This window comes from Diaphorobacter caeni (assembly GCF_015354245.1).
Taxonomy (GTDB): Bacteria; Pseudomonadota; Gammaproteobacteria; order Burkholderiales; family Burkholderiaceae_C; genus Diaphorobacter_A; species Diaphorobacter_A caeni.
Window position 1 is genome coordinate 492,275 of the sequence record NZ_JADKYZ010000002.1, and the last position, 26,634, is coordinate 518,908.

The following is a 26,634-nucleotide window of genomic DNA, read 5'->3' on the forward strand; positions in this document are numbered from 1 at the left end:
TCTTCGCATCGTCAATCGGCGGCCGCTTCGCTTGCGAGTCCGAAGCGGTGCGCGAGCGACTGTTCAAGGCCAAACTCCTTGAGGATGGCCTGCAGCCGCTCCTGCGCGCTGCGCTTCTTCTGGCCGGTGTAGCGCGCCAGAATCAGCTCGTTCTTCATGCTGTGCTCCCAGCCGACCAGCTCGGTCACGGTGACCTGATAGCCGCTCGCCTCGAGGTAGAGACAGCGTAGCACATTGGTGATCTGGCTGCCCAGCTCGCGCGTGTGAATGGGATGGCGCCACAGCTCGGCGAGCGGCGTGCGCGAAAGCTGCAAGGCCTTGCCTTGGCGAAGACAAGAAGCCACCTCGGCCTGGCAGCAGGGCACGAGCACCATCGCGCGCGCCTTCTTTTCGAGACCGAATGCGATCGCGTCGTCAGTCGCCGTGTCGCAGGCATGCAGCGCGGTGATCACGTCGATCTGCTCGGGAAGCTCCTGGGACTGCGTGGACTCCGCAACCGACAGGTTGAAGAACTTCATCCGCTCGAAGCCCAGCTGCTTGGCCAGTGCGCGCGAGCGCTCCACTAGCTCCGCGCGCCATTCGATGCCGTGAATTTCTCCCCGCCCCAGCTGCTTGAAAAACAGGTCGTAGAGGATGAAGCCAAGGTACGACTTGCCCGCGCCATGGTCAGCCAGGGTCGGTGCGTGCTCGTTCGCGGCGAGCTCGGTCAGCACCGGCTCGATGAACTGATAGAGGTGATAGACCTGCTTGAGCTTGCGGCGCGAGTCCTGATTGAGCTGGCCTTCGCGCGTGAGGATGTGCAGCTCCTTGAGCAGCTCGATCGACTGGCCGGGACGCAGCTCCGCCAGCACCGCCGCCTTCGCTGCTTCGGCCTTGGATGCGTGCTTTTGAACGTCTTGCTGGCGTTGTGGCTTCTGCTTGGTCGACATGCCGGTCACGCCTTCGTTTGCTGCTGCATGTGCGGGCAGGCGTGGGCACCGACGTCGAGCGCATCCCATCCCTGCTTGCCCAGTTTCTCAAGCACCTCGATGTTGCGCTCGAAGATTTCCTCGGCTTCTGGGAATGCTTCCACCGCCTTGTCGATGCTGTCCTCGCGCAGCAGATGCAGCGTGGGGTATGGTGCGCGATTCGTGCAGTTGCTCACGTCATCCGCGTCCGTGCCCTCGAACTGGAACTGCGGATGGAACGAGGCCACCTGCAGGATGCCGCCGAGGTCGAGCGCCTCGACCATGTCGTCGGCCAGCTCCAGAAAATCGTTGAAATCCAGAAAATCCTCGAGGCAGTCCGGTGCCATCAGCAGCGTGGTGTCGCGCCTTTCCGCAGAGATTTCAGCAAGCGCCTCAAGCTCGCGGTGCAGATCGTCCGCCAGCTCGCGAGCATCGGTTGCGTGGCTCACCACGTAGTGAATCTGTCCCTTCACGTGCACACCCTTCGCGAACGGGCACAGATTCAAACCGATGACGGCCTTCTCGAGCCATTGGACAGTGTCTGCCACGACCTGGCCATCGCGCGCTGCAAGCGTGGAATCTGTGGGGGACGCGGACGTGTTCTCTTCGGACATGGATGCATTTCGTGGGATCTGAGGGGCGTTATTCTAGGCCCCCGCTCTTTTTGCATCCGCTGACGGGTCTTGCGGCTCGGCCAGCTCAGGCATTGAGCAGCCGCGATCCCGTCAGCCGTTCATGCTCGCGTCCGGCATAGCGGTCCGTCATGCCGGCGATGAAGTCCGCCACCACGCGCGCACGCTTGAAGGCGTCACCCGCCAGCGCCTGCGCGGCCTGAGCGGGCGGCATCTCGGATGGGTTCTGCAGATAGATGGCGAACAGTTCACGGATCACCCGCTGCGCAAGCGCCATGGTCTCCATCACCTGCGCATGGCGATACAGCTCGCGGAACAGGAACTGCTTGAGCGCCAGCGACTCGGCACGCATCTCCGCCGAAAACTGCACCAGCGCGGGCGCGTGGCGCACGTCGTCCACGTTTCCCGGCGCAAGTCTGGATATCGCGCGCGAGGTCGCGTTGATCACGTCATAGACCTGATCGCTGAGCATGCGGCGAATGGTTTCGTTGAGCAATCGGCGCTGGCCGAACTCCTCCTGCAGCTGGGGATGGGCTGCGAGCGCCTGCAGCCTGTAGCGCTCGAACAAAGGCACGGAGCACAGCTGCTCCATGCTGATGAGCCCCGAGCGCACGCCGTCATCCACATCGTGCGCGTTGTAGGCGATTTCGTCGGCGAGATTGCAAAGCTGCGCCTCCAGACTGGGCTGCCAGCCACGCAGAAAACGTTCGCCGACGCCGTGCGGCTCGCGCTGCTCGATGAGTTCGGCATTGCGCCGCGAGCAGTGCTTGAGGATGCCCTCGCGCGTCTCGAAGGTAAGGTTGATGCCGTCGTATTCAGGATAGCGCTCCTCGAGCGTGTCCACCACCCGCAGGCTCTGCAGGTTGTGCTCGAAGCCGCCGCAGTCCTTCATGCATTCATTGAGCGCATCCTGGCCGGCGTGGCCGAATGGCGTATGCCCCAGATCGTGGGCGAGACAGATGGCCTCCACCAGATCTTCGTTGAGCGCGAGCGAACGGGCGATCGAGCGCCCGAGCTGCGCAACTTCCAGCGAATGCGTGAGCCGCGTGCGAAAAAGATCGCCCTCGTGATTGAGGAACACCTGCGTCTTGTAGACCAGCCGACGGAACGCGGTGGAATGCACGATGCGGTCGCGGTCACGCTGGAACTCGGAGCGCGTGGGCGCGGGCGGCTGCGGAAAGCGCCGTCCACGGTTTTGATCGGAATGGCAGGCGTAGGAAGCGAGAGGCCGGTGGTTCATCATCACGTGCTGCAAGTCTTCGCTCCTTCGCATCTCGTCGCGTCTCGTCTCGCCGGTTCACCCGTTCATCGGATCAGTCGCAACAGGCGTCAATCACATCACGTACCAGCGCATCCGGCGCGGGCCGCATCACGGCCTTGCCCGGCCCGTCGATCAGCACGAAGCGGATTTCGCCCGCTTCCGATTTCTTGTCGATGCGCATGAGCTGGAGATAGCGACCAGCGTTGTCATCGGCATCGATGCGCGGACCACGCACCGGTAATCCCGCGCGCTCGATCACGGTGCGCAGACGCAGCACAAACGCTTCGTCCACCATGCCGAGCCGCTTGGACAACTCGGCCGCCATCACCATGCCGGCCGCAACGCCCTCCCCGTGCAGCCAAGCCCCGTAACCCATGCCCGCCTCAATCGCGTGACCGAAGGTGTGGCCGAAATTCAGAATCGCACGCAGACCGGACTCGCGCTCATCCTGCCCCACCACCCATGCCTTGATCTCGCAGCTGCGCTTGACGGCATGCGCGAGCGCGGCGCGATCACGCTGAAGCAGCGCATCCATGTTCGCTTCGAGCCAGGAGAAAAACTCCATGTCGTAGATAGGCCCGTACTTGATGATCTCCCCGATCCCCGCAGCCAGCTCACGCCCAGGCAACGTATCCAGCGTGTCGAGATCGCACACCACCAGCTGCGGCTGGTAGAACGCACCGATCATGTTCTTGCCCAGCGGATGGTTGATGGCCGTCTTGCCGCCCACCGATGAATCCACCTGCGCCAGCAACGTGGTCGGCACCTGCACGAACGGCACGCCACGCATGTAGCTCGCGGCCGCAAAGCCGGTCATGTCACCAATGACACCGCCACCCAGCGCGAACAGCACGGCCTTGCGGTCAGCTCCGTTCTCGAGGAGCGCATCGAAGATCTTCTGCAGCGTCTGCCAGGTCTTGTATTCCTCTCCGTCGGGGAGGATGACGGTGTGGACGGCGCGATATTGCCCCTTCAACGCGTCCTGCAGCTTGCCGACATAGAGCGGCGCCACGGTTTCATTGGTGACGATCAGAGCCGACGTGCCCTTGGGCAAGGCACGGTTTGCATTCAGATCATTCAGCAGCCCTTCGCCGATATCGATGAAGTAACTGCGCTCATCCAGAGGAATTTCGACGGAAACAAGGGACATATGCGAAATGAGGTGTGTGAAAAAGGAAAAGTCAGGGCAGCCTTCAACCTTCAAGTGTAGGCCACCTCACGCTCGCTCCTATGCATCAAGGTTCCTATGAGCGTGTTGACGATCTCCACACGGTCTTGCAGGCGTATCCTCGGGCGCTCGTAAATCCTCGCAATAGCCTGAGCTATTGCTGCGGTTTGCGCCTCGCAGTCCATCCCGATCCGCATCCTGCATACCTCGCGGTGAGATCGTAAACACGCCCTAAAAGAAAAGCCCCGAAGATGACTTCGGGGCTTTGGGTCAGAGAGTCAAGGCAGCCGCTCATTCAGAGCGGTGCCTTCAAGGCCGTCAAGGGCATGCCTGACTTGTACTGCCGTTCAGGCGGAATGTCACACGCTTGGTGGCCGTTGCGCTGCCACGGGTTGCCGTCACAAGGAAACCTTGCACACCGCATGCAGGACCCGTGGTCGTCACCACGCCCGTCGTCGCGTCCGTTGTAGTGACAGAGATTGGCGTACCGCTCACGAAACCAAATCCACCAGAAGTCGATCCCTCCAGCCAATCTGGCAGGCCATTGAAATTCCACTTCACTTCGGTAGACGGATCACCGCCGGTTGCAGAGAACGCATACTGGTAGACCGAGCCCATGGTGGCATTAGGGATCGTGCATGCATTGTTGATATCACCCGTGCAGCCGCCCAGATTGATCGCCAGTGCATCGGCTGTAGCCATGCCAGTCACGTTCAGTGTCATGTTCTTCTGAACGGTCTTGCCTGCAAAGTCAGTCACCTTGACCACGAGTGGGTAGCTGCCCACTGTCTTCACGGTAGGTGTGCCCGAGATCAATCCGACACTGTTCATTGTCAGGCCTGTGGGCATTCCGCTGGCGACGGACCATGTGTACGGTGCATCGCCGCCAGTTGCTTCCAGCGCAAAACTGTAGGGCATACCATTGACGGCATCAGGCAAGGCCTCGGTCACGAAGGCAAGGGCTTCGCTGGACGCCAGTCGGTCATACGCAGTCACGACCAGATAGGAAGTAATCGCGTCTTGAATGCCGTTCGCCACATTGTTGTCAGCACGATCCGTCACGAACTGCAGCAGGATCGGGCCTGGATTGACACCGCTTTGCAGCGAGAACAGCGCGGTACCGCCCACGCTCTGCACGCGGATGGACGAGCTCTTCTGCGACCCCGATGTCAACAGGGCTCCAATGCTGGCGTCCGTGGTGGCCGTCGTCAAAGGCAGAACGCTGACTTGCAGGTTGGCCGCCGTTGGATTGGGAATGGCCTGATTGGCATCGTCATACAGCGATGCCTGAACCGCGACGCTGTTGGCGAGGTTGGACAGGTTGGTGCTGGTGCCCAGAGGACTTGTAGCCTGAGCCTGACCAATCACCCAAGCTGCCTTGCCCGTGGAGGCGCCAACCGTGATGTCCACGCTGGTAGCGATCTGCTTTCCATCACGCGGGTCCGTGACGGAACAGGTGATACGCGCCGTTCCGGCTTTTGTTCCAGAGTGGAAATGGAAGGAGTTCCCGCCCGAGTTGGATCCCAGCGTAATCGAGCGATAGGCATTGGGCACCTTGACGCCATCCACATCCGTCTCGTGCGAAGTGTCACCATCTAGATAATACAACGCGCCGGAATCCAGACCGGCTGCGGTGTTGCAGCTGAAAATATCGGTCCCACCAGGGATTGGCTTTCCATCCGTCTCCGCACTCACATACAACGTGGTAGTGAACTGCGCATAGGCACCGATCGTGGCCGTATTTCTCGCGGGGTCAATATTCAATGGAAGCTGAGTTTTGTCAGCCCGCAGTGAAATCTTGTAGGGCTGATCCGATGTTCCCCCGCTACCACCACCGCCACCACATGCAGCAAGCGACGCCGCCATCACGAGCGACGACAGTCTCAAAATATTCTTCATCTCATTCACCTTACAAATTAACGGACCGGTCCACGATCGGAAATCACCTTGGGCGTAATAAAAACCAAGACTTCATTCTTGGTTGATTCGCGAGTGCGATTCTTGAAGAGGTTGCCCAGTACAGGAACATCACCAAGGAAGGGCACTTTGTTTTCCTGATTGGTTTCTTCCATGGTGAAAATACCGCCAATCACAACCGTGCCTCCATTTTCAACCAACACTTGCGTCTTGACGTGCTTGGTGTCGATGGCGACACCTTGAGTCGTTGTCTCGCCACGGCTGTCCTTGTTGACATCCAAATCGAGAATGATATTGCCCTCCGGGGTGATCTGGGGTGTCACTTCGAGCTTGAGAACCGCCTTCTTGAACGAAATGGTGGTCGCACCGTTGGGCGCAGTGACGGAGTACGGATACTCCGTACCCTGCTCGATCAACGCTTTGGTCTGGTCAGCTGTAATCAGCCGCGGGCTTGACACGATCTTGCCTTGTCCATCTGCCTCCATGGCCGAGAGTTCGAGCGTGAGGAATCGATTTGCAGCAGAGTTGAAAATGGACAGGGCAAAACTGCCAGCGCCGCCTGCCATCGTAGACAAAGAAGCCGGTAAATTCACGAAATTCCCGCCAACGCCAGAATTGCTATATGAATAACCATTCACGCCAGCTGCAGCATTGGCATTCGTGGTGTTGGATCCCAAAGCGACTCGATTGCCACCTCCGATACCGTAGCCGCCGTCACCTCCATTCGAAGCACGCAAATCGCCACCACCAAGCTTCACCCCCAAGGAGCGACCAAAGGTATCACGAGCCTCAACAATACGCGCCTCAATGAGAACCTGACGAACAGGCACATCCAGGTTCATCAAGAGTTGTCGCACTTCTTCCAGCTTGCTTGGCGTATCCGTCACAAACAGCTGATTGGTGCGCGGTTCAGCGATGGCGTGACCGCGATTTGTCAAAAAGCGAGTGGTTGTACCTGCACCGCCGCCGCTGCCTCCGCCACTGGTTGTCAGCTGCGTGAGCATTTCCGTGGCCTTGGCATAGTTCAACTGATAAGACTGTGTTCTCAACGGCTCCAAGCGCTCGATCGCTTGGGCTGCCTCAAAATCCTTTTTGGTCCGCTCGTCAATTTCATCCTTGGGCGCAATCCACAGCACCGTGCCGGATTTGCGCATGCCCAGTCCCTTGGCGTCCATGATGATCTGCAATGCCTGATCCCACGGAACGTCCTTCAGACGCAGCGTCAGCGAACCCGTGACCGTGTCCGATGTGACGATATTGAAATTCGTGAAGTCCGCAATCACCTGAAGCAGGGAGCGCACTTCGATGTTCTGGAAATTCAACGACAGCTTCTCACCGGTGTATCCCGGGCCTTGGGACAGCTTGTTCAGATCCACCTTCTTCTGGCGGACTTCCACCACGAACTGGTTGTCGCTCTGATACGCACTGTGGGTCCAGTCGCCGACGGAGTCGATCACCATCCGCACCCGCTCGCCATCCTGTGAGCTGCTGATCATCTGCACTGGCGTGCCAAAATCCGACACATCTAGACGACGACGCAGACCTTCCGGCAACGATGAGCGCATGAATTCCACGATCAGCGACTTGTTCTGCTGCTTGATGTCCACACCCACCTGACTGTTGGTCAGGCTGACGACCACGCGGCCTGCTCCATCCGCGCCACGGCGAAAGTCGACGTCCTTGAGTGGCAGCGAATCACGGTTATGGTCTTCCGCGAATTTGGTGGCCACCGGCATCGGCACGGACGCGTTTCCACCAACGGCACCCAGAATCACCAGCAGGCTGTTGCCCTGGATTTCCGTGGAATACGTGGTGGCCTGCTTCAGGTTGATGACCAGACGGGAGCGCGATGCGCCCTGAGCGATGTTGGCCGACTTGAGATTGCCCTGATTGATATCAAAGGTGCTCCTGCCGGTGCCATTGGAGACGTCGGGAAAGTCCAAAGCGATGCGCGCTGGTGACTGCACGACGAACCCGGCCGGCACTTCGGTCAGAGGTTCGGAGAGGTCAATCCGCACCACTTCGGCACCGCTTTGCGTGAAGCCAGAGACCGACTGAATGACGCCGCCAGCGTGTGCGAATGTCGTCCCCATCACTGCGAACAACGCCATTCCCGCCGTCCACAGCTTCTCTCGAAGGTTGATTTTCTTGATGATCATTTCTTTCCCTCTGGACCTTCCTGCAGGTCAAGCGTTGCCGGACGTTCGATCCAATCGCCTGTCGGATCCTGGACAATTTCTCTCAACTGGACACTGGTTTCGGAGACCTTGGTCACCAAACCATAGTTCTGTCCTAGGTGATTGCCCACCCGTACCTGATACAGCAATTTGTCGACTCTGATCAGGGCAATGGGCACACCGCTCTTGTTCATGCTGCCCACCATGCGAATGGCATCCAGCGGATAGCTCTCAAGCGGTTCCTTGCGGCGCGCCAATTCCGGCGTGATCAAAGCAGAGTTGACAGCCGAATTGTTCGAGTCGCGCTTGAGCGCCTGGGTCAAGCGCATGGACTCAAACGGATTCAGCGTGGTGTCCAATCCATATTCCGCTGGAATGAACTGCTTGGGCTCCTCGATCGGGGTGATCTTGGGCTTGATGGTGCCACGCAACTCCGACATCCAGGTGCGCAACTCGGTTTCGTCATCCGAAGCGCAGCCCGACAGAAGCACCAAGCCGCACGCCATCACAATGGGGTAAAAATGCTGCTTCATTTTTTCTTCTTCCTTGCAGCGTCCGCGACCTTCTTCTGCTCCGCGATTTCTTCTGGATCGAGATAACGGAACGTCTTGGCGGTCGCATCCATCGCCAGCACGCCATTGCCATCCTTCGCGTTCACTGTCGTGATCGAAAGATTGTTCAGCGTCACGATGCGCGAGAGGTTGGCCACATCAGAAGCAAACGACCCGAAGTCCGGGAATTTTCCTGTCACGCGAACGGTGATGGGGAGTTCTGCATAGTAGTCACGCGCCACCACCTGTCCGGGGCGGAAGGTCTCGAACTGCAGACTGCGCCCCAGTCCGGCCTGGTTGATGTCGGACAAAAGCGCAGACATCTCTGACTTGCTTGGAAGCTGCTTTTCCAGCTGCGTCACGTACTGCTGCACCTGTTCCCGCTGCTTTTTCAGCGCTTCAAGGCTCACGGCCTTCGTCAGCTTCTTCGTGTATTCGTCACGCAGAGTCAATTCCTTGGCTGTTTCCGCCTTCAATTGATCTTCGTAATCCTGAAGCCAGAAATACCATGCCAACCCCATCACGACCACAGCGATCAGCGCGCAAAGCAGGATCTTGGGCAGGATAGGCCACAGAGACGGGTCCTTGGGATCCAGATTGGAGAACTGCCGCTGCAGCTTGTCCTGGACCTTCGCCATCTCAAATTTTGGAGCACGCTTACTTGCCATTCGCCGCTCCCTTCTTTTCGTTCTTCGGCGCCGCTTCGGCACCCTTCTTGAGATCGGAGCTGCGCACCAGCTGGAACCTCATCTTGAACGACGCGACGCGGCGCACGTCCTTGGGAGAGACGGTTGCGTTGGCCGCGACGATTTCCAGCAGTTCAGGCTTGGCGAACCATGGTGTGTTGCCCGAGAGATTGCGCAGCAGTTCGGACACACGCTCATTCGACTGGGCCATGCCTTGCATTTCAACCACTTGGTTGGTCTGCTTGACGGTCGTGATGTAGATGCCGTCCGGCAACTGCTGTGCCAGCTCCTTCAGCAGATACACGGGCAGATTGCGGTCGGCCTGCAGGTCTTCCACGGCCTTCTGGCGTGCGCGCAGAGCGGCAATCTCGTCTTCGATCGACGCGATTTCCTTGATCTGCTCGTCCAGTTTCTTGATCTCGGTCTGCAGGAAAGCATTGCGCGCCTGCTGGTTCTCGATCTTGTTCTGATACCACATGTACACCGCGCCCGCGATGACCACGCCCAGCACGGCGGCCAGGAACATGGTGATCTGAAACGCCTCTTTCCGGCGCTTTCTGGCCGCCTCTCTATGAGGAAGCAGGTTGATTAATATCACTGCAGAAACCTCCGCATCGCCAACCCACAGGACGTGAGATATGTCGGCGCCTCTCGTACCATTTTCTTGAGTCGGACCGAGCCCGCGATCTCCATTCCGTCAAACGGATTGAGCGTCGAACAGACAAAGCCCGTGTTCTTGGTCACCGCTTCCGTCAGTCCGGCCAGCGGCGCCGATCCGCCCGCCAGCATGATGTGGTCGACGCGGTTGTAGGGCGTGCTGGTGAAGAAGAACTGCAGTGCGCGCGCGACTTCCTGCGCGAGGCTGTCCACGAACGGGCGCTGCACGGCCGAGTTGTAGTCTTCCGGCAGATCGCCGCTGCGCTTCTTGGTCTCGGCCTCTTCCTGCGAAAAGCCATACTGGCGCACGATCAACTGCGTCAGTTGCGAGCCACCGAACGCCTGATCACGGTCATAGAGCACTTCGTCGTTGCGCAGGACCTGCATGCTGGTGGTCATGGCGCCGATCTCAAACAGCGCGACCACGGCGTCCTGCCCCTTGTTCGGCAGCGACTCCACAAGACGATTCGCGGCCATGCGGGCCGCGTTGGATTCGATGTCGACCACCACGGCCTTCAGGCCAGCGGCTTCGGCCAGACCCTGTCGGTCCTGGACTTTTTCCTTGCGTGATGCGGCGATCAGCACGTCCACATCATCGGGCGCAGACTTGTTCGGGCCGATCACGCAAAAATCGAGACTCACCTCATCCAGAGAAAACGGGATGTACTGGTTGGCTTCGGACTCCACCTGCACTTCCATCTCCTGCTCGCTCAGGCCGCCGGGCAAGGTGATGCGTTTGGTGATGACCGCGGAAGACGGCAAAGCCAAGGCCACATGCTTGGTCTTGGTGCCGCTTTTCTTGACGAGACGCTTGATGGCCTCGGCCACTTCGTCGAACTTTTCGACGTTGCCGTCGATGATCCAGCCGCGCTCCAATTGTTCCATTGCGCAACGCTCGAGCACGTACGCGCCGGCCTTGTCGCGCCCCAACTCCACGAGCTTGACACTGGACGAGCTGATGTCTATCCCGAGCAACGGGGCAGACTGCCTACCAAAAAGTGACCCCATTGTTATCAAGATCGCCTCCCAAAAATTCCCACTGATAGAGCGCAACAAAACTTAACACTTCACATGAATGCTATCAGTAAGGTTGTTATCCAGCAAAGAGATTTAGCCATTTCAGGCCCAAACGCCGTTGTCAAAAGCAGACGCTCTCTCCGATCCGGATTCCCTGTGCCACCCGATAAATTCGATCAACACATGATGAAACGCCAAGCGGCAAGACAGTTTTTATAATGTGCCGCTAGCATCTGGATCCCTATGCCTCGAACAGAAACATCTCCGCACTCCCCGCCTACGCCTCCCAAGTCCCATCGATCTCCACTGCGCTGGCTAGCCAAGGCCATCGCCTGGCTTCTGGGCATTGCAGCGGCTTGCGTGGTGGCCGGGGTCATCGTCGTGGCCATCGGTCTGGCCATGGCCTACCCCAATCTGCCTGACATCTCGCAACTGGCTGACTATCGACCCAAGCTGCCTCTGAGAGTCTACTCACAGGAAGGCGCGTTGCTGGGCGAATTTGGGGAAGAACGCCGAAATTTGACACCAATCAACGAAATCCCGGACGTCATGAAAAACGCCGTGCTCGCCATTGAGGACTCACGCTTTTTCGAGCACGGTGGTGTCGACTACAAAGGCATGGTCCGCGCCATGCTCGCCAACCTCGGCAAGGTCAAGAGCCAGGGGGCATCGACGATTACCATGCAGGTGGCGCGAAATGTTTATCTCTCCTCCGAGAAGACATTTACCCGGAAGATTTACGAGATATTGCTGACATTCAAGCTCGAGCATTTGCTGAGCAAGAATCAGATTCTCGAAATCTACATGAACCAGATTTATCTGGGCAATCGCGCATATGGATTTTCAGCCGCGAGCGAGGCCTATTTCGGCAAGCCGCTCAAATCCATCACCATCGCCGAAGCGGCCATGCTGGCAGGCCTGCCCAAGGCCCCTTCCGCCTACAACCCCATCGCCAATCCCAAGCGCGCCCGGATGCGCCAGCTCTACATCATCGAGCGCATGCAGGAGAACGGCTACATCACCGCCGAGCAAGCGGCCGAGGCGAAGAAGGAAGACCTGAAACTGCGCTCCGGCACGGACGACACCCGGGTCCACGCCGAATATGTCGCGGAAATGGTCCGCCAGATGATCTTTGCCCAATATGGCAACGAGGCGTATACGCGCGGCCTGAACGTCTACACCACGCTGAATGCGGGGGACCAGGAAACGGCATACGCCGCGCTGCGCAAGGGCATCATGGATTACGAGCGCCGCCAGCATTACCGCGGGCCGGAGCGTTTTGTCGATCTGCCCAAGGATCCCGGCGAAACCGAAGACATGCTCGACGACGTGCTCGCCAATCACCCCGACAACGGCAATGTGCTGGCCGCCGTCGTGCTCGAAGCTTCGGCGAAGAAGGTCGTCGTGGCCCGCGCCAACGGAGAAGCGATCACGATCACCGGCGATGGCCTCAAGCCCGTCCAGTCGGGCTTGAGCGACAAGTCGCCGCCCAACATCAAGCTGCGCCGCGGCGCCATCGTGCGCATCGTGCAGATGCCCAAGCAGGGCTGGGAAATCACGCAACTGCCGGAAGTCGAAGGCGCTTTCGTTTCCGCCGATCCGCGTACCGGTGCCATCAAGGCGCTGGTAGGCGGCTTTGACTTCGACAAGAACAAATTCAATCACGTGACTCAGGCGTGGCGTCAGCCAGGTTCGAGCTTCAAGCCGTTCATCTACTCCGCGTCGCTGGAAAAGGGCTTCTCGCCATCCACCGTCGTCAATGATGCCCCGCTGTTCTTCAGCGCCGGCGTCACCGGTGGCCAGCCCTGGGAGCCCAAGAACTACGACGGCCGATACGATGGCCCGATGACCATGCGCACTGGTCTCGCGCGCTCCAAGAACGTGGTCTCCATCCGCATCCTGCAGGCCACCGGCACCAAGTTCACCCAGAACTGGGTGACCCGCTTCGGTTTCGATGCCGACAAGCACCCGGCGTATCTGACGATGGCGCTCGGGGCAGGCTCCGTGACGCCGATGCAGATGGCGACCGCTTACTCCGTCTTTGCCAACGGCGGCTACCGCGTGAATCCCTACCTGATCACCCGCGTCACCGACCACCGTGGCCACGTGCTCTCCGAAGTGCCGCCTCCATCGCTCGCCGACATGGACCGCGTCATCGACGCGCGCAATGCCTTCATCACCAACAGCCTGCTGCAGGAAGTCGCCCGCTCAGGCACAGCGGCCAAGGCCCAGGCGACGCTCAAGCGCCCCGACATCTACGGCAAGACCGGCACGACCAACGACGCCTTCGACGCCTGGTTCACAGGGTTCCAGCCTACGGTCGTCGCCATCACCTGGATCGGCTACGACACCCCCCGCAACCTCGGCAGCCGCGAAACCGGCGGCGGCCTGAGCCTGCCGATCTGGATCAGCTACATGGAGCGTGCTCTCAAGGGCGTCCCCGTTTCCGAGCCCACCGTTCCACCGGGCGTGGTGAACGTCGGCGGCGAATGGATGTATGAGGAATATGCCCGCAGCGGCGGCGTCTCCAATCTGGGCATGGATGCATCATCCGGCTCGTCATCCAGCGTGGCTCCCACTGCCCCACCGCCAAGCGAGGAGCGCAACAAGATTCTCGACCTGTTCAGAAACTGAGAATCGCGAAAGCACAAACAAAAAGCAGCGCCCAAAGGCGCTGCTTTTTTATGCAAATCGATCCTCTCAGATTGGGAATCCCCAAACCTCGATCCCCAGAAGCGATCAGGGCTTGCGAGCAATCACCCCAACGGCAAGACAGGCCCTCAGGCGCGACGCGAAGCCGCAGACAGTATGTTCATACGTCAAGGCTTCGCAACAAAGCATGAGGGGCTGTATTGCCGCCCCCAAACGACCAGCGATCGAAGCCAAAGGCTTTGTAGAAACAAAAAATCAAGCAAAAACCAAGGACAGACCGGATTGGGCGCTGGCGTCGCGGCTGAGTTCGGCAAAGAACTCGGCGCCGCCTTTGGTGTCCTGCCAGGCCGCGCCATCAAATCGGTAGTGATACCCCCCGCTCTGCGCCGCCATCCACACCTCATGCAGCGGCTTTTGCAGGTTGATCACGATCTGGCTGCTGTTCGCGAACGTGATGGTCACCATGCCGCCGGAGCGTTGGCTGTCCAGATCCGCGTCGGTGGTTTCGTTGATTTGGTCGCAGCGTTGCTCGATGGCCAGCAGCAGTTTCTCGGCGCGATCCATGAATTCGATGTCAGTCATTACAATTCGATGATGTTGAAGTCTTCCCAAATTCTATTCAGGTCGATTGCCCTCGCAGGGATTGCGGTAGTCCTGCTGGGCTGCGGGCAGCGCGGTCCGCTGTTTTTGCCGACCGAACCGGCGGCCGCCAACCGCGCCACGCTGCCCCAGACGCTGGATCCGACCCGCAAGTCCACGACGACCGCAACCGGTGAGGCCTCCGCCACGCCGACACCAGCCGCGCCCCCTTCAGGCACCGCCTCAGACGCTCAGCGCTGAATTCGCTCTTGATTTCAATCAATACCGGGATTTGATTTTGGACATAAATTGTTGCTTTCGATACGAAATTGCAATATGTCATTGGAACCCGTCGAACTTTACCGAGACAAGCGCCATATCTGCCTGATGTTCGCAGACCTCATCGAGGAGGATGGTGCCGCAGTGCAGGCGAATCAATTCCTGATTGTCGATGGGGACACCGGAGCGATCATCGATCCGGGCGGCAACCTCGCCTTCAACGAGCTGTTCATGGGCATGACCAAGTACTTCCCGCCGAACAAGCTGTCGTACCTCGTCGCCTCGCATGCCGATCCGGACATCATCGCGTCGCTTGACCGCTGGATGACCAGCACCAAGGCGCAACTGGTGATCTCCCGCATCTGGGAGCGGTTCGCGCCGCACTTCACCAAGGTGGGCAAGACGGAAAACCGCGTCATTGGCGTGCCGGACCAGGGCGCGCACCTGCCGCTAGGCCAGACCGAGTTGGTGATGCTGCCCGCGCACTTCATGCACGCGGAAGGCAATTTCCACTTCTACGACCCGATCAGCAAGATCCTGTTCAGCGGCGACCTCGGCGTCTCGATGATGTCCGGCACGGATGCCCGCAAGCCGATCACGGACCTGATTGCCCACATCCCCCTCATGGAAGGGTTCCACCGCCGCTACATGGTCTCCAACAAGATCCTGCGCCTGTGGACCCGCATGGCCCGCCAGCTCGACGTGGCCATGATCGTGCCCCAGCACGGTGCTCCGATCATGGGCAAGAAGGCAATTCAGGACTTCTACAACTGGCTCGAGGGACTGAACTGCGGCATCGACCTCTTTGACGACCGGAACTACCAGTTCCCGACCGGCAGGATCGACCCGGTGGCACGCCGGTTCGTCCCGGCCTGAGTCGTCCCGGAGCCGCTTGATTGGGTCCATCAAGCGGCTTGTTTGCCGACACGCCCCCTCAGCTTCTTCCAGATGCGCGCGCCCAGCAGCACGCCGATGATCGCCGCGTAGACCATCACCTCGTCGAAGTTGTTCTTGCCTGCACGCATCCAGAAAAAATGCAGCAGCGCGAGACCCGCGATCAGATAGATCGCGCGGTGCAGCATCTGCCAGCGCCGCGCGCCCATGGCTTTCAGAATGCGCTTGGGCGAAGTCACCGCCAGCGCGGCAAGCAGCACAAACGCGAGAAATCCCACGAGGATGAACGGCCGCTTGGCGATGTCGCGCAGCAGCTCATCGAACTCAAAGCCCATGTCCAGCCACGCGTAGCACAGCAGATGCAGCGCGGCGTAGAAGAACACAAACAGCCCCAGCATGCGGCGAAACCGCGCGAGCGATGGCGCTTGGAGCCACTGCCGCAGCGGCGTGACGGCCAGCACCACGCAGAGCATGCGCAGCGTCCAGTCGCCGGTCGAGCGAATCAGCGCCTCCGCAGGATTCGCTCCGAGCAGATCATTGAAGGCTGCGTAGATCAGCCACGCGAACGGCAACAGGCACAGCGTGAACACCACCGGCTTGGCCGCAGACAGTCGCAGCGTGCTTTCCAACCCGTTGCTGCGCGAACGTTGCGCGAAAGTGCTCGCCACAATCAGTAGAACTTCTTGAGATCCATGCCTGCGTAGAGCTGGCCGACCTGCGCCTCGTAGCCGTTGAAGATCAACGTCTTGCGCTTCTTGGCGAACAGTCCGTCCTCGCCGATGCGCCGCTCGCTCGCCTGACTCCAGCGGGGATGATCGACCTCGGGGTTCACGTTGGAGTAGAAACCGTACTCGTTCTTCGCCGCCTTGTTCCACGCCGTGCCGGGCTCCTTGTCGGTCAGCACGATCTTGACGATGCTCTTGGCGCTCTTGAAGCCATATTTCCACGGAACCACCAGCCGCACCGGCGCGCCGTTCTGGTTCGGCAGCACTTCACCGTACATGCCAAAGGACAGCAGGGTCAGCGGGTGCATGGCCTCATCAAGCCTCAGGCCTTCGGTGTAGGGCCAGTCCAGCACGCGCGAGCCGATGAAGGGCATGGTCGCCTTGTCCGCCAGCGTGACGAATTCCACGTACTTGGCGGCAGGTGTCGGCTCCACGCGCTTGATCAATTCCGAGAGCGAGTAGCCGATCCATGGAATCACCATCGACCAGCCTTCCACACAGCGCAGGCGGTACACCCGCTCCTCCTGCGCGCTGAGCTTGAGAAGCTCCTCGATGTCGAAGGTTCTGGGCTTGCCGACCAGTCCCGCCACCTCCACCTTCCAGGGCCGCGTTCGCAGCGTGCTCGCGTTGCGCGCGGGGTCGGCCTTGTCGGTGCCGAACTCATAGAAGTTGTTGTAGCTTGTCGCGTCCTTGTACGCGGTGATCTTTTCCATCGTGACCGCGCCCGCCGCCTTGGATCGGGTGAACGGCAGGGACGTCAGCTTGCCGGCGGGTGCGTATCCGGCCGATTGTGCAAAAGCACCACCGGCAGCCGCTCCCAGAGCGCCCGCCGCGAGGCCTTGCAACAAAAAACGCCGCCGCTGTTCATACACAGCGCGCGGCGTGATCTCGAAGGAATCAGGATGAATGAAGCCGTGGTCTTGGGTGCGAATCAACATGATGGATGCCTCTGCGTGGGAAGTTGCAGACTACGACAAAAGCATTCATGGTGGAGTCGGCAAACGCCCTCAAAGTTCACCGTAGCTGTGCAGGCCGCTCAGGAACATGTTCACGCCAAGGAACGCGAAGGTGGTGACAGCCAGGCCGACCAGCGCCCACCAGGCCGACATCGTGCCGCGCAGCCCCTTCATGAGGCGCATGTGCAGCCACGCCGCATAGTTCAGCCAGACGATCAGCGCCCAGGTTTCCTTCGGATCCCAGCTCCAGTAGCCGCCCCATGCCTCGGCCGCCCAGAGCGCGCCGAGCACGGTGGCGATGGTGAAAAAGGCGAAGCCGACGGCGATCGCCTTGTACATCACGTCGTCCAGCACTTCGAGCGCTGGCAGGCGCGCTGCGATCTTGCGGCGTGCAAGCAGAATGCCCGCGACGATCAGCGCCGAAATGCCGAAATAGACCATCCAGTACGAGCTGCCGGTCTGCTGCGTCTGGCGGAAGGCGAGCGGCTCAAAGCACAGCGCCACGCCCAGCAGCCACAGCGGCGCGAGCTTGTACCACTTGGTCTCGCTCGCCTGCTGCTTGATGAGGTAGGCAAAAGCCACCATCGCCGACAGCGCGAACGTGCCGTAGCCGACGAAGTTGGCAGGCACGTGCAGCTTCATCCACCAGCTCTTGAGAGCCGGCACCAGCGGCTGGATCTGCTGCGCGTCACGCGCCACGGTGTACCAGAGCAGAAAGCCCACGGCCGCGCTCACCACCAGCATGACGAACCCGCCAAGCGCGCGCGTCTTGTACTGTGACTCAAAGTACAGATAGAACAGCGCCGTCATCCAGCAGAACATCACGAACACTTCGTAGAGATTGCTGACCGGAATGTGGCCGATGTCGGGGCCGATCTGGTAGCTCTCGTACCAGCGCACCATCGTGCCGATCAGCGCCATCGTGACTGCGGCCCACGCGATGCGTGAGCCGAGCTTCATCATCGCGTCGCCCTCGCCCTTGACGAACATGCCCACCCAGTAGAACACCGTGCTGATGAAACACAGCATGCTCATCCACAGAATCGCCGATTGGCTGGAGATGAAGTACTTGAGCAGAAAGACCTGGTCGGCGCGGGCCAGATCCCCGGAGCCATCCACTTGGTAGAGGCCGATCGCGCCGAGCGACACACCGGCCACCACGAGCATCAGCGTGGCCAAGGGCCGCCAGAACCAGCCCAGCCAGATCGTGCAGGGAATCGCGCCGATCAGGATGCCTTTTTCGTAGACGTCCATCGCGTGGCCGTAGCGCTGGAGCGCGAACAGACCTCCCCCGATCACGAGCGCGGCGAACAGCCAGTCAAGCCAGTTGCGCCGGGAGAAATACCCTTCGTTCAGGGTCATCGTAGTGGTTGCGGTGTTCATGCTGCGTTGCCTCCGGGATCGCGCGCGATACCCAATAATTTTCCGCTCAATTGCTCAAACTCCTTGTCGCCGTCCATCGTCTTGCGGTTCGTGGACAGAGCCATGGTGGCCTTCGCCCCATGCTGGGCAGGCGTGAGCCAGATCCAGATTCTGCGCTCTCGCACATAAAGCATGGCGAACACCCCCAGAATCAACAATGCGCAACCAAGATATACGATGTTCTTGCCGGGAGCGCGCGCCACCTGGAACACGCTGGCCTGCACCTGATCGAAGTTCTTCAGTTCAAAGAACACAGGCACCGGATAGAGCTGCACGTCGCTGAGCGTCAGCACCGCCTGGGTCATGAAGTTCTGCGTCTTTTCGTCGGGAACCATGGCCTTGAGGCCGGCCTTCTCGCGCGAGACCTGCGCAAGCTCGTAGAGCACGCCATTCAGAATGCGCACCAGCACCTCGCCCGCGCGGGCGCGCTCGGCCTCGGGGACGTTCGCCTCGATGAAATCGGAGATTGCCTGCAGGCCGACCTGCTTCTGACCGTTCTTGCTGTCGCCCTCGGCAAACAGCGTGAGCGCGCGCAGCGCCGACTGCTGCAGCTGGCTGGACAGCTCGGGACGCTTGTCGTCAAGCGCGAGCCGGGTATAGCGCTGCACCGCCTGTTCGCGCAGCGCGGAATCGGCCAGCGCCTCGCGCAGATGCAGGAAGCCATCAATGCCGCCTTCGGGGTCCACCGGCACGCGCAGGTAGCGGAACGGCTCGGCAGGCGTCTCGCGCACACCGAGCAGATAGACCGGCTGGCCATCGCCCGTGTCCACCGGCAGCATGTAGTTCACGAATTCACGGGCCTGACCCGACGCGTCGCGCAGCTTGTAGGTGATGCTGGGGCCGACATTGCGCAGATCGCGCTTGGTCGCACTCTTGTTGCCTGCGCCGAGACGCGATTCGATCGTGTGCTTGAGGTCGACCTTGCGCACGTCGACCTCGGAGCCCGCGCCGCTCAGATTCTCGACGTTGAGCACGCGCAGCGCGGTGAACTCCAGCGTCGCGGGTTGACCGCCGATGTCGCTCGCAGGCAGCTTGAGCGATCCGCCGATCTCGCCCGAGACCATGAAGGGCTTGACGCCCTGCTGGAACGAGCGCGCCTGCAGCTGCACCTTGGAGCCGCCATCGTCAAAGCTCGACTGGTAGATCTCGATGCCCTTGTAGCTCGCGGGATGGTTCACCTCGACGCGCGCTTCCTTCTTCTCGCCGGTTTCCTTGTCGTGAATGACGATGTCGCTCGCGAACAGCTTGGGCATGCCGGTGGAGTAATACTCGACGATGAACTTCTTGAGCTCGATCGCGAACGGCAACTCCTGCAGCAGTACGCCGTCGGACTGGTTCAGGATCGCCGTGCTCGACTGCGTGCCCTCGGCCACCAGCAGGTTGGCGCGGAAGGTGGGATTGCGATCCGAGAGGCGGTGCTCGGGCGCCACCTCGGAGATCAGACCGCCGCCCGTATAGGGCGACTTGCCGCCCAGCAGCATCTGCGCGCGCACGATCAGATCGCCGTCAAACAGACCACCCAGACAGATCAGCACGATGGAGGTATGGGCCGCAATGTAGCCAATCTTGTTGGCCGCGCCCGCCTTGGCCGCCAGCATCCAGCCGGTGCCCGGACCGGCTTCGGTGTCACGCTGCTGGAGCTTGACCTTCCAGCCACCAGATACCAGCATCTTCCCAAGGCGCTGCGCCTCGTCAGCCGGAGCGCCTGCAAGGTCCGCCTTGGCCTTGTGATGAAAGGCGTTCAGGCTTTTTTCGCGAATGTTTTCCTTGTAGTTGCGAATGTCCGCCAGATATTTGGGTGCATGCCGCGCCACGCACAGCGATGTGCTCACCACCAGAAACGCCAGAATCAACAGAAACCACCAGGCGCTGTAGACCGCGTTGAGCTTGAGCGACAGAAACAGGTCCGCCCAGAAGGGACCGAACTGGTTCACATAGTTCACCGCCGGCTCGTGCTGCTTGAGCACGGTGCCGATCACCGAGGCGATGCAGATCACCGTGAGCAGTGAAATGGCGAATCGCATCGACGCCAGCAGTTCGGTCAGGGATCGCCAGTTCGGAGAGCTGGGCGACGCGTTGGAGGCGTCTAGAGTGGCGTCGGACATGAAAACTAAAGCGAAAAAAGAAAAAGGGCGGCCCATCCATCAAGATGCGCCCGCCCTTTTGGGTGTGATTATCGGCGGATGGTTCCGTCAATATGCCTTGCGGAACCGGAGTTGGCCTTGAAATACTTTAACGCAGACCGGCAATGTAATCAGCAACCGCCTTGATTTCACGGTCATTCATCTTGGCGACTTCCTGCGTCATGATCGCGTTGTTTCCACGCTTTCCATCACGGAAATCGGTGAGCTGCTTGGCGGTGTAATCCGCATGCTGCCCGCCCAGACGGGGATATTGCGAGGGAATGCCGGCCCCATTGGGGCTGTGGCAACCGGCGCAGGCCGCGATATTGCGATCCTGAATGCCGCCGCGGTAGATCTTCTCGCCGAGAGAGACCAGTTCCTTGTCCTTGGAGAAGCCCGTCTTGGCCTTCTTGGAGGCCAGCCACCACGAGACATTGCGCATGTCGTCGTCGGACAGCATGGCGGCCATGCCCTTCATCACGGGATCATTGCGCTTGCCGGACTTGAACTCCTGCAGCTGCTTGACCAGATATTCCGGATGCTGCTGCGCCAGCACGGGATTGGCCACAATGCTGGAATTGCCATCGGCCGCGTGACAGGCCACGCAGACGGCATAACTGGCCTCGCCCTTGGCGAGGTCCGGCTTGGGTGCTTTGGCTGCGGATTCGCCCGCAGCCCATGAAGGAACAGCGGTCGCTGCGACCGCAAAAGCCATCAACAAAGAGGCAAGCAACTTCATATCGAGGGTTCTTTTCTTATGAGTGCAAAACCGAGCCATTCTACAATGAGGGGCTTTTTGCGCCATCCCTTGGAAACCCGATATATGTCAATAAATCAGCAAGTGTCTATGACTGACGCTTCAAGTTCAGTACCCGACGCAAAGACGGCAATGGGGTGGATGCACACAGCGCGCTTTTTCACCACCGCCGCCCAACTGGACCAACTGCCTCAGGTGGACGTGCCAGAAATCGCGTTCGTGGGCCGCTCCAACGCGGGCAAATCCACCTGCATCAATACCCTCACGCAACAGAAGCAACTGGCCTTCGCCTCGAAGAAGCCCGGACGCACGCAGCACATCAACTTGTTCTCTCTGGGCAGACAAGGCGTGACCGACGCGGTGCTCGCCGACCTTCCCGGTTATGGCTACGCCGCCGTCTCGCGCACCGACAAGCAGCGCTGGCAGCGCGTGATGCTCAACTACCTGGTGAGCCGCCCCAGCCTGACCGGCATCGTGCTGCTGTGCGACCCGCGCCTCGGCCTGACCGAGCTCGACGAAGCCCTGCTCGAAGCCGTGCGCCCACGCGTGGAAGCGGGCCTGAAGTTCCTCGTGATCCTGACCAAGGCCGACAAGCTCACCCGCAGCGAACAGGCCAAGGTGCTGTCCATCACCAAGCTGAACGCGGGCGGCGGCGAAGTGCGCCTGTTCTCGGCCCTCAAGAAGCAGGGCGTGGACGACGTCGCCAAGCTCCTCTGGCAGTGGGCCCATCCGCCCGTGAGCGAGCAGGCGGCAAGCGACGCGGAACAGGACAGTGCCGACGCAGAGCCGCCATCGGAAGACTCGGACGACTGAGCCCCACACCCTGGCAAGCAAAAGAGCAGCGGATGAAAAGTCCGCTGCTCTTCTTTTTTCGTATGGTCAGTACAGCGAGGGCTCGCCAGCCGGGCGCGTCTTGAACCGCTTGTGCACCCAGTAGTACTGGGACGGCATCTTCATGATCGCTGCCTCGAGCTCCCGGTTCATGCGCGCCGTGTCGGCCACATGGTCGTCGGTCGGAAAATGCTCCCACGCGGGCGTGAGGTGGGCGACATAGCCCGTCGGCGTCATCTCGTTGTAGAGCGCCACGACCTTGGCCTTGCCCAGACGCGCGAACCGCGAGAGCGAGGGAATCGTCGCCGTGTTCTGCACCGCAAAGAACGGTACGAACACCGAGTCGTTCTTGCCGTAATCCATGTCGGGCAGCAGATACAGCAAGCCGCCTTTGCGCAGACACTGGATGATCGGCTTCACGCCGTCCGCCCGATTGAGCATGCGCACATGGCCAAAACGCTGACGCCCGGTCATGAACCAGTCATCGAGCACCGGGTCCGGATTCGTGGCGAAGATCGAAGTGAACTCGCGCGTGGTGTTCAGCGGCAACGCGAGGCCGCCCGCATCCATGCTGTAGAAATGCGGCGCGAACACGATGGTCGGCGTGTCGCCCTCCAGCTCATGAACGGCCCCCTCGAGCTTCACGCGGCTGCGCACCAACGCTTCCGAGCCGAACCAGAGCCAGCTGCGATCCAGAAACGTCTGGCAGAACGCCTCGAAGGTCTTTTTGGCCAACGCCCGGCGCTCGGCCTCAGGCATGTCAGGAAAGCACAGCTGCAGATTGCGCAGCGCGATCTTGCGGCGCTTGCCGGCGAGCACGAACAGCACCCGTCCCACAAAGGCGCCCAACCCGCGCAGCATCGGCAGCGGCAGCTTCGCGAGCAGATGCATCATGCCCACACCCAGCTTGCTCCAGTTCATGCCGACTCCTTGGTGTCGGCAGGCGACATCTGCGGATCCACGCGCGGCTGCTTGTAGCGGCCATAGCCCCAGAGGTATTGCTTTGGACACTGCCGGATGGTGTTTTCCATGGCCACGTTGATGTCGCGCACCGCGTCCTCCAAGGTGGGTGACAGCGGCGTCGCCAGTTCCTCCAAGTACAGGATGAAGCCACGCCCCCACGACTTGCGCTCGCAACGCGCGGTGATGATGGTCGCTCCGGTCTGCAGCGCCAGACGCGCCGCCAGCGTCATCGTGTAAGCGTCGCGTCCAAAGAACGGCGACCACATTCCGAGCCCCTGCGGCGGCACCTGATCGGGCAGCAGCCCCACGGCCGCGCCCTTGCGCAGCGTCTTGATCATCTGGCGCACACCGGCCAGCGTCGTCGGCACCGCCTGCACGCCCGGGCGGTTGCGCGCCGTCTCGAGAATCTTGGCCAGCCATGCCTGACGCGCCGGCCGATACAGCACCGTGATGTCGCCATGTTGCGCCGCCCAGCGCTGCGCCGCCGCATGCACCGAGAGCTCGAAACAACCGATGTGCGGCGTGAGAAACACCAGTCCCTTGCCCTGCGCAAACACCCGCTCCACGCACTCGCCATTGACGATCGTGCAGTGCGGCAGCGAGCGCCCCAGCCAGATGCGCGGCATTTCGAACACCATGCGCCCCGCATGCCCGACGGCGGCACGCACCTGAGCGAACGAATAGCCCGCCTGTTTCGCGTTGTCGACAAAGCGCCGGCGATAGGTCGGCGAGAGCGCAAAGGTCACCCAGCCCATGATCGCCCCCAGGCTGTGCAACAGGCCTATCGGCAACACGGATAAAAGACGAAAGAATGAATGCATTAGAATGTGAGCTGTCGCTGAGTTAAATGAGCAACTTGCAGAGCGACATAAAACAAATCTGCTAAAGCGTTCGCCAAGGCTTCTATTGCAGCTTGGGCAGCGCCCCAAAAGCTGAACACAGGAGTTTATTCAATGGCGAGCGACTTTCTCTTCACATCGGAATCCGTATCCGAAGGTCACCCGGACAAGGTGGCCGATCAGATCTCCGATGCAATTCTGGACGCTATTTTCGCGCAAGACCCGCACAGCCGCGTAGCGGCCGAAACACTGACCAACACCGGTCTGGTGGTATTGGCCGGTGAAATCACCACCGGCGCGAACGTGGACTACATCCAGGTGGCCCGCGACACCATCAAGCGCATCGGCTACGACAACACCGAATACGGCATCGACTACAAGGGCTGTGCAGTCCTCGTGGCCTATGACAAGCAAAGCCAGGACATCGCCCAGGGCGTGGACGCGGCCAGCGACGACCAGCTCAACATCGGCGCCGGCGACCAGGGCCTGATGTTCGGCTACGCCTGCGACGAAACGCCCGAGCTGATGCCCGCGCCGATCTACTACGCGCACCGCCTCGTCGAGCGCCAGGCGCAGCTGCGCAAGGACGGCCGTCTGCCGTTCCTGCGCCCCGACGCCAAGAGCCAGGTGACGATGCGTTATGTGGACGGCAAGCCCCACAGCATCGACACCGTCGTGCTGTCCACGCAGCACAGCCCCGACCAGTCGGAATCGGCCACCAAGATGAAGGCCAGCTTCACCGAAGCCATCATCGAGGAAATCATCAAGCCCGTGCTGCCCAAGGAATGGCTGCTGGACACCAAATTCCTGATCAACCCGACCGGCCGCTTCGTCGTCGGCGGCCCTCAGGGCGACTGCGGCCTGACCGGTCGCAAGATCATCGTTGACACCTACGGCGGCGCATGCCCTCACGGCGGCGGCGCGTTCTCCGGCAAGGACCCAACGAAGGTGGACCGCTCCGCCGCCTACGCCGCACGCTATGTGGCGAAGAACGTGGTGGCTGCTGGTCTGGCACGCCAATGCCAGGTGCAGGTGGCCTACGCCATCGGCGTGGCCCGTCCGATGAACATCACCGTCTACACCGAAGGCACTGGCGTGATCCCTGATGCGGAAATCGCCAAGATCGTCGCCGCGAACTTCGATCTGCGCCCACGCGGCATCATCGAGATGCTCGATCTGCGCCGTCCGATCTACCAGAAGACCGCCGCCTACGGCCACTTCGGTCGTGAAGAGCCCGAGTTCACATGGGAGCGCACCGACAGGATCGCCGCCCTGCGCGCCGCGGCCGGCCTGAAGTAATCAGCGCCTCACGCCCCAACAGAAAGCCAGATCTCCGGATCTGGCTTTTTGCTTTGCGCGGCTGACTTGGCGATTGTCATATTTTGCCTACGCGCACTGTCCGCGTGCACCCACCGCCGCTCACCTGCCCCTCACCTAAGCTCAAGGCATTCCAATCGATTCAGCTCAAGGATTCAGCCATGCTCAAGTGGGCCATCATTTTCGCCATCATCTCGCTGGTTGCCGGCGTCTTCGGCTTCACGGGCGTCGCCGCAGGCGCTGCCAGCATCGCCAAGGTGCTGTTCTTCATCTTCCTCGTGATCGCGGTGATCTTCATCGTGCTGGCCGTTCTGGGCATAGGCGCGGTTACTTGATCACCTCCTGAGGCGCTTCGCGCCTTCCCCGCTCTCGAAACGCGCTGCGTTTCGGGCAGGGGACGCAGCCAGCGCGGCGGGGCGGCCCTTGCGCGGCTGCCCTCGCTTAGGCCGTGCCAGTTTCATGCGCTGCTGGAGGTGCAACGCAGCATGGGCGACTTGATTACAGCCCGCGCGCGAGCAAGGACAGGCTGCGGCGATATTCCGGGCGCAGCCGGTACAGCTGCGCGGGCCGGTGCGCCGCACCGCCGCGCACCGCGCCGGGCACCGCCTCGAGCATGTCGAGCTCGTCCATCTTGCGGCGAAAGCTCACCTTGTTCACCGCCTCGCCCAGCACCGCCTCGTAGGTCTGCTGCAACTGCGGCAAGGTGAACTCAGGCCCGCACAGAAACACCGGCAGCGACGAATACAGGCTCTTGCCGCGCACCCGCGCGACAGCGGCCTCCACGATGCGAGCGTGATCGAAGGGCAATTGCGGCAAGGCCGCCACATCGAACAGCTGCAAATGCGACCGCGCCCGTGACGGTGACTGCGACTGGACCGATCCCTCTATGTTCGCTGCCAGCGCCGCCTGCAAAGCATCGTGCGACACCAGTGCGCAATACGTCACCGCAATCGACCAGCCACGCGGATCGCGCGCCAGCCCCGAGAACGTCGCGAGCTGCTCGAGATAGGGGCTCGCGATGCCCACCTTGCTCTGCAACACCCGCGCCGCGCTCGCCTCGGTATCCGCATCTTCATCGGCATGCACAAAGCCACCGGGCAGCGCCCACGCGCCCTCGAACGGCGCCTGCTCGCGCCTGAGCAGCAGCACCTGCAGCACGGACTCCCGCAGCGTCAGCAGCACCACATCCACCGTGCAGACAATGGGCGTTGGGGAACTGCGATCTTTCATGGCGGGATATCCTGTGGTGCGACGTGTCGCTTGGTTCATTGTTTGTTCATTGCA

25 protein-coding genes are annotated in these 26,634 nt (G+C 60.8%); 6 read left to right on the plus strand and 19 right to left on the minus strand.

Features of this window, described 5'->3' with window-relative positions:
* Positions 1 to 11 precede the first annotated feature (11 nt).
* The 10 genes from ISG32_RS06190 to ISG32_RS06235 form a co-directional block, all read right to left on the minus strand.
* Positions 12 to 929, minus strand: coding sequence for a class I SAM-dependent methyltransferase (locus tag ISG32_RS06190; protein ID WP_194770125.1), 918 nt, complete (start codon positions 927 to 929; stop codon positions 12 to 14).
* Positions 930 to 934: 5 nt separating this feature from the next.
* Complete coding sequence (locus tag ISG32_RS06195) at positions 935 to 1,561, minus strand: DUF1415 domain-containing protein (protein WP_194770126.1); 627 nt, start codon at positions 1,559 to 1,561, stop codon at positions 935 to 937.
* Positions 1,562 to 1,646: 85 nt separating this feature from the next.
* On the minus strand, positions 1,647 to 2,819 hold the full coding sequence (locus ISG32_RS06200; RefSeq protein ID WP_194770444.1) for a deoxyguanosinetriphosphate triphosphohydrolase: 1,173 nt from the start codon (positions 2,817 to 2,819) through the stop codon (positions 1,647 to 1,649).
* Between the two features lie 73 nt (positions 2,820 to 2,892).
* Positions 2,893 to 3,990 (minus strand): 3-dehydroquinate synthase, encoded by a 1,098-nt coding sequence (gene aroB / locus ISG32_RS06205; RefSeq protein WP_194770127.1) that lies wholly within the window; start codon positions 3,988 to 3,990, stop codon positions 2,893 to 2,895.
* Between the two features lie 336 nt (positions 3,991 to 4,326).
* A complete protein-coding gene (locus ISG32_RS06210; RefSeq protein ID WP_194770128.1) occupies positions 4,327 to 5,907 on the minus strand; it encodes an Ig domain-containing protein in 1,581 nt (526 codons plus the stop codon).
* A 17-nt stretch (positions 5,908 to 5,924) separates the two neighbouring features.
* Positions 5,925 to 8,018: a type IV pilus secretin PilQ gene (gene pilQ / locus ISG32_RS06215; protein WP_407645036.1), complete on the minus strand. Its 2,094-nt coding sequence runs from the start codon at positions 8,016 to 8,018 to the stop codon at positions 5,925 to 5,927.
* A gap of 62 nt (positions 8,019 to 8,080) precedes the next feature.
* The gene (locus tag ISG32_RS06220; protein ID WP_194770130.1) at positions 8,081 to 8,635 is read right to left on the minus strand and encodes a pilus assembly protein PilP; all 555 of its coding nucleotides are present in this window, start codon (positions 8,633 to 8,635) and stop codon (positions 8,081 to 8,083) included.
* Positions 8,632 to 9,321 (minus strand): type IV pilus inner membrane component PilO, encoded by a 690-nt coding sequence (locus ISG32_RS06225; protein WP_194770131.1) that lies wholly within the window; start codon positions 9,319 to 9,321, stop codon positions 8,632 to 8,634. Before ISG32_RS06225 ends, ISG32_RS06220 begins: the two co-directional genes overlap by 4 nt.
* Entirely contained in the window at positions 9,311 to 9,937 is a 627-nt protein-coding gene (locus tag ISG32_RS06230) for a PilN domain-containing protein (RefSeq protein WP_194770132.1), read from the minus strand. Before ISG32_RS06230 ends, ISG32_RS06225 begins: the two co-directional genes overlap by 11 nt.
* Positions 9,934 to 11,004: a pilus assembly protein PilM gene (locus tag ISG32_RS06235; protein ID WP_194770133.1), complete on the minus strand. Its 1,071-nt coding sequence runs from the start codon at positions 11,002 to 11,004 to the stop codon at positions 9,934 to 9,936. Before ISG32_RS06235 ends, ISG32_RS06230 begins: the two co-directional genes overlap by 4 nt.
* Positions 11,005 to 11,319: 315 nt before the next feature.
* Here ISG32_RS06235 and ISG32_RS06240 point away from each other — a divergent pair, with 315 nt between their 5' ends.
* Positions 11,320 to 13,647 carry a penicillin-binding protein 1A gene (locus ISG32_RS06240; protein ID WP_407645037.1) on the plus strand — a complete coding sequence of 776 codons (2,328 nt, stop codon included), beginning with the start codon at positions 11,320 to 11,322 and terminating at the stop codon, positions 13,645 to 13,647.
* Positions 13,648 to 13,920: 273 nt separating this feature from the next.
* On the opposite strand, the gene cyaY is transcribed toward ISG32_RS06240, so the two are convergent.
* A complete protein-coding gene (gene cyaY / locus ISG32_RS06245) occupies positions 13,921 to 14,247 on the minus strand; it encodes an iron donor protein CyaY (protein WP_194770135.1) in 327 nt (108 codons plus the stop codon).
* Between the two features lie 12 nt (positions 14,248 to 14,259).
* Here cyaY and lptM point away from each other — a divergent pair, with 12 nt between their 5' ends.
* Together lptM and ISG32_RS06250 are read left to right on the plus strand one after the other, a co-directional pair.
* Positions 14,260 to 14,505 carry an LPS translocon maturation chaperone LptM gene (gene lptM / locus ISG32_RS27520; protein ID WP_228529617.1) on the plus strand — a complete coding sequence of 82 codons (246 nt, stop codon included), beginning with the start codon at positions 14,260 to 14,262 and terminating at the stop codon, positions 14,503 to 14,505.
* A 75-nt stretch (positions 14,506 to 14,580) separates the two neighbouring features.
* Positions 14,581 to 15,399: an oxygen-binding di-iron domain-containing protein gene (locus ISG32_RS06250; RefSeq protein ID WP_194770136.1), complete on the plus strand. Its 819-nt coding sequence runs from the start codon at positions 14,581 to 14,583 to the stop codon at positions 15,397 to 15,399.
* 29 nt (positions 15,400 to 15,428) lie between these two features.
* Here the strand turns inward: ISG32_RS06250 and ISG32_RS06255 are convergent, their stop codons facing one another.
* From ISG32_RS06255 to ISG32_RS06275, 5 genes are all read right to left on the minus strand, one after another.
* Positions 15,429 to 16,046: a protein-methionine-sulfoxide reductase heme-binding subunit MsrQ gene (locus ISG32_RS06255; RefSeq protein ID WP_228529665.1), complete on the minus strand. Its 618-nt coding sequence runs from the start codon at positions 16,044 to 16,046 to the stop codon at positions 15,429 to 15,431.
* 41 nt (positions 16,047 to 16,087) lie between these two features.
* Positions 16,088 to 17,080, minus strand: a complete 993-nt coding sequence (gene msrP / locus ISG32_RS06260) for a protein-methionine-sulfoxide reductase catalytic subunit MsrP (protein WP_194770137.1) — start codon at positions 17,078 to 17,080, stop codon at positions 16,088 to 16,090.
* A 69-nt stretch (positions 17,081 to 17,149) separates the two neighbouring features.
* Positions 17,150 to 18,481 carry a c-type cytochrome biogenesis protein CcsB gene (gene ccsB / locus ISG32_RS06265; protein WP_194770138.1) on the minus strand — a complete coding sequence of 444 codons (1,332 nt, stop codon included), beginning with the start codon at positions 18,479 to 18,481 and terminating at the stop codon, positions 17,150 to 17,152.
* Positions 18,478 to 20,625 (minus strand): cytochrome c biogenesis protein ResB, encoded by a 2,148-nt coding sequence (locus ISG32_RS06270; RefSeq protein WP_194770139.1) that lies wholly within the window; start codon positions 20,623 to 20,625, stop codon positions 18,478 to 18,480. The genes ccsB and ISG32_RS06270 overlap by 4 nt, the downstream gene beginning before the upstream one ends.
* A gap of 127 nt (positions 20,626 to 20,752) precedes the next feature.
* On the minus strand, positions 20,753 to 21,382 hold the full coding sequence (locus ISG32_RS06275) for a c-type cytochrome (RefSeq protein WP_194770140.1): 630 nt from the start codon (positions 21,380 to 21,382) through the stop codon (positions 20,753 to 20,755).
* Positions 21,383 to 21,532: 150 nt separating this feature from the next.
* On the opposite strand from ISG32_RS06275, the gene yihA reads away from it, so the two are divergent.
* Positions 21,533 to 22,213, plus strand: coding sequence for a ribosome biogenesis GTP-binding protein YihA/YsxC (gene yihA, locus ISG32_RS06280; RefSeq protein ID WP_194770141.1), 681 nt, complete (start codon positions 21,533 to 21,535; stop codon positions 22,211 to 22,213).
* Positions 22,214 to 22,279: 66 nt separating this feature from the next.
* On the opposite strand, the gene ISG32_RS06285 is transcribed toward yihA, so the two are convergent.
* Complete coding sequence (locus tag ISG32_RS06285; protein ID WP_194770142.1) at positions 22,280 to 23,152, minus strand: lysophospholipid acyltransferase family protein; 873 nt, start codon at positions 23,150 to 23,152, stop codon at positions 22,280 to 22,282.
* Positions 23,149 to 24,015, minus strand: coding sequence for a lysophospholipid acyltransferase family protein (locus tag ISG32_RS06290; RefSeq protein ID WP_194770143.1), 867 nt, complete (start codon positions 24,013 to 24,015; stop codon positions 23,149 to 23,151). The genes ISG32_RS06285 and ISG32_RS06290 overlap by 4 nt, the downstream gene beginning before the upstream one ends.
* Positions 24,016 to 24,147: 132 nt before the next feature.
* Here ISG32_RS06290 and metK point away from each other — a divergent pair, with 132 nt between their 5' ends.
* Together metK and ISG32_RS06300 are read left to right on the plus strand one after the other, a co-directional pair.
* Positions 24,148 to 25,332 carry a methionine adenosyltransferase gene (metK, locus tag ISG32_RS06295; RefSeq protein WP_194770144.1) on the plus strand — a complete coding sequence of 395 codons (1,185 nt, stop codon included), beginning with the start codon at positions 24,148 to 24,150 and terminating at the stop codon, positions 25,330 to 25,332.
* A gap of 179 nt (positions 25,333 to 25,511) precedes the next feature.
* A complete protein-coding gene (locus ISG32_RS06300; RefSeq protein WP_194770145.1) occupies positions 25,512 to 25,685 on the plus strand; it encodes a DUF1328 domain-containing protein in 174 nt (57 codons plus the stop codon).
* A 163-nt stretch (positions 25,686 to 25,848) separates the two neighbouring features.
* Here the strand turns inward: ISG32_RS06300 and ISG32_RS06305 are convergent, their stop codons facing one another.
* Positions 25,849 to 26,580 (minus strand): NUDIX hydrolase, encoded by a 732-nt coding sequence (locus tag ISG32_RS06305; protein WP_194770146.1) that lies wholly within the window; start codon positions 26,578 to 26,580, stop codon positions 25,849 to 25,851.
* Positions 26,581 to 26,634 lie beyond the last annotated feature (54 nt).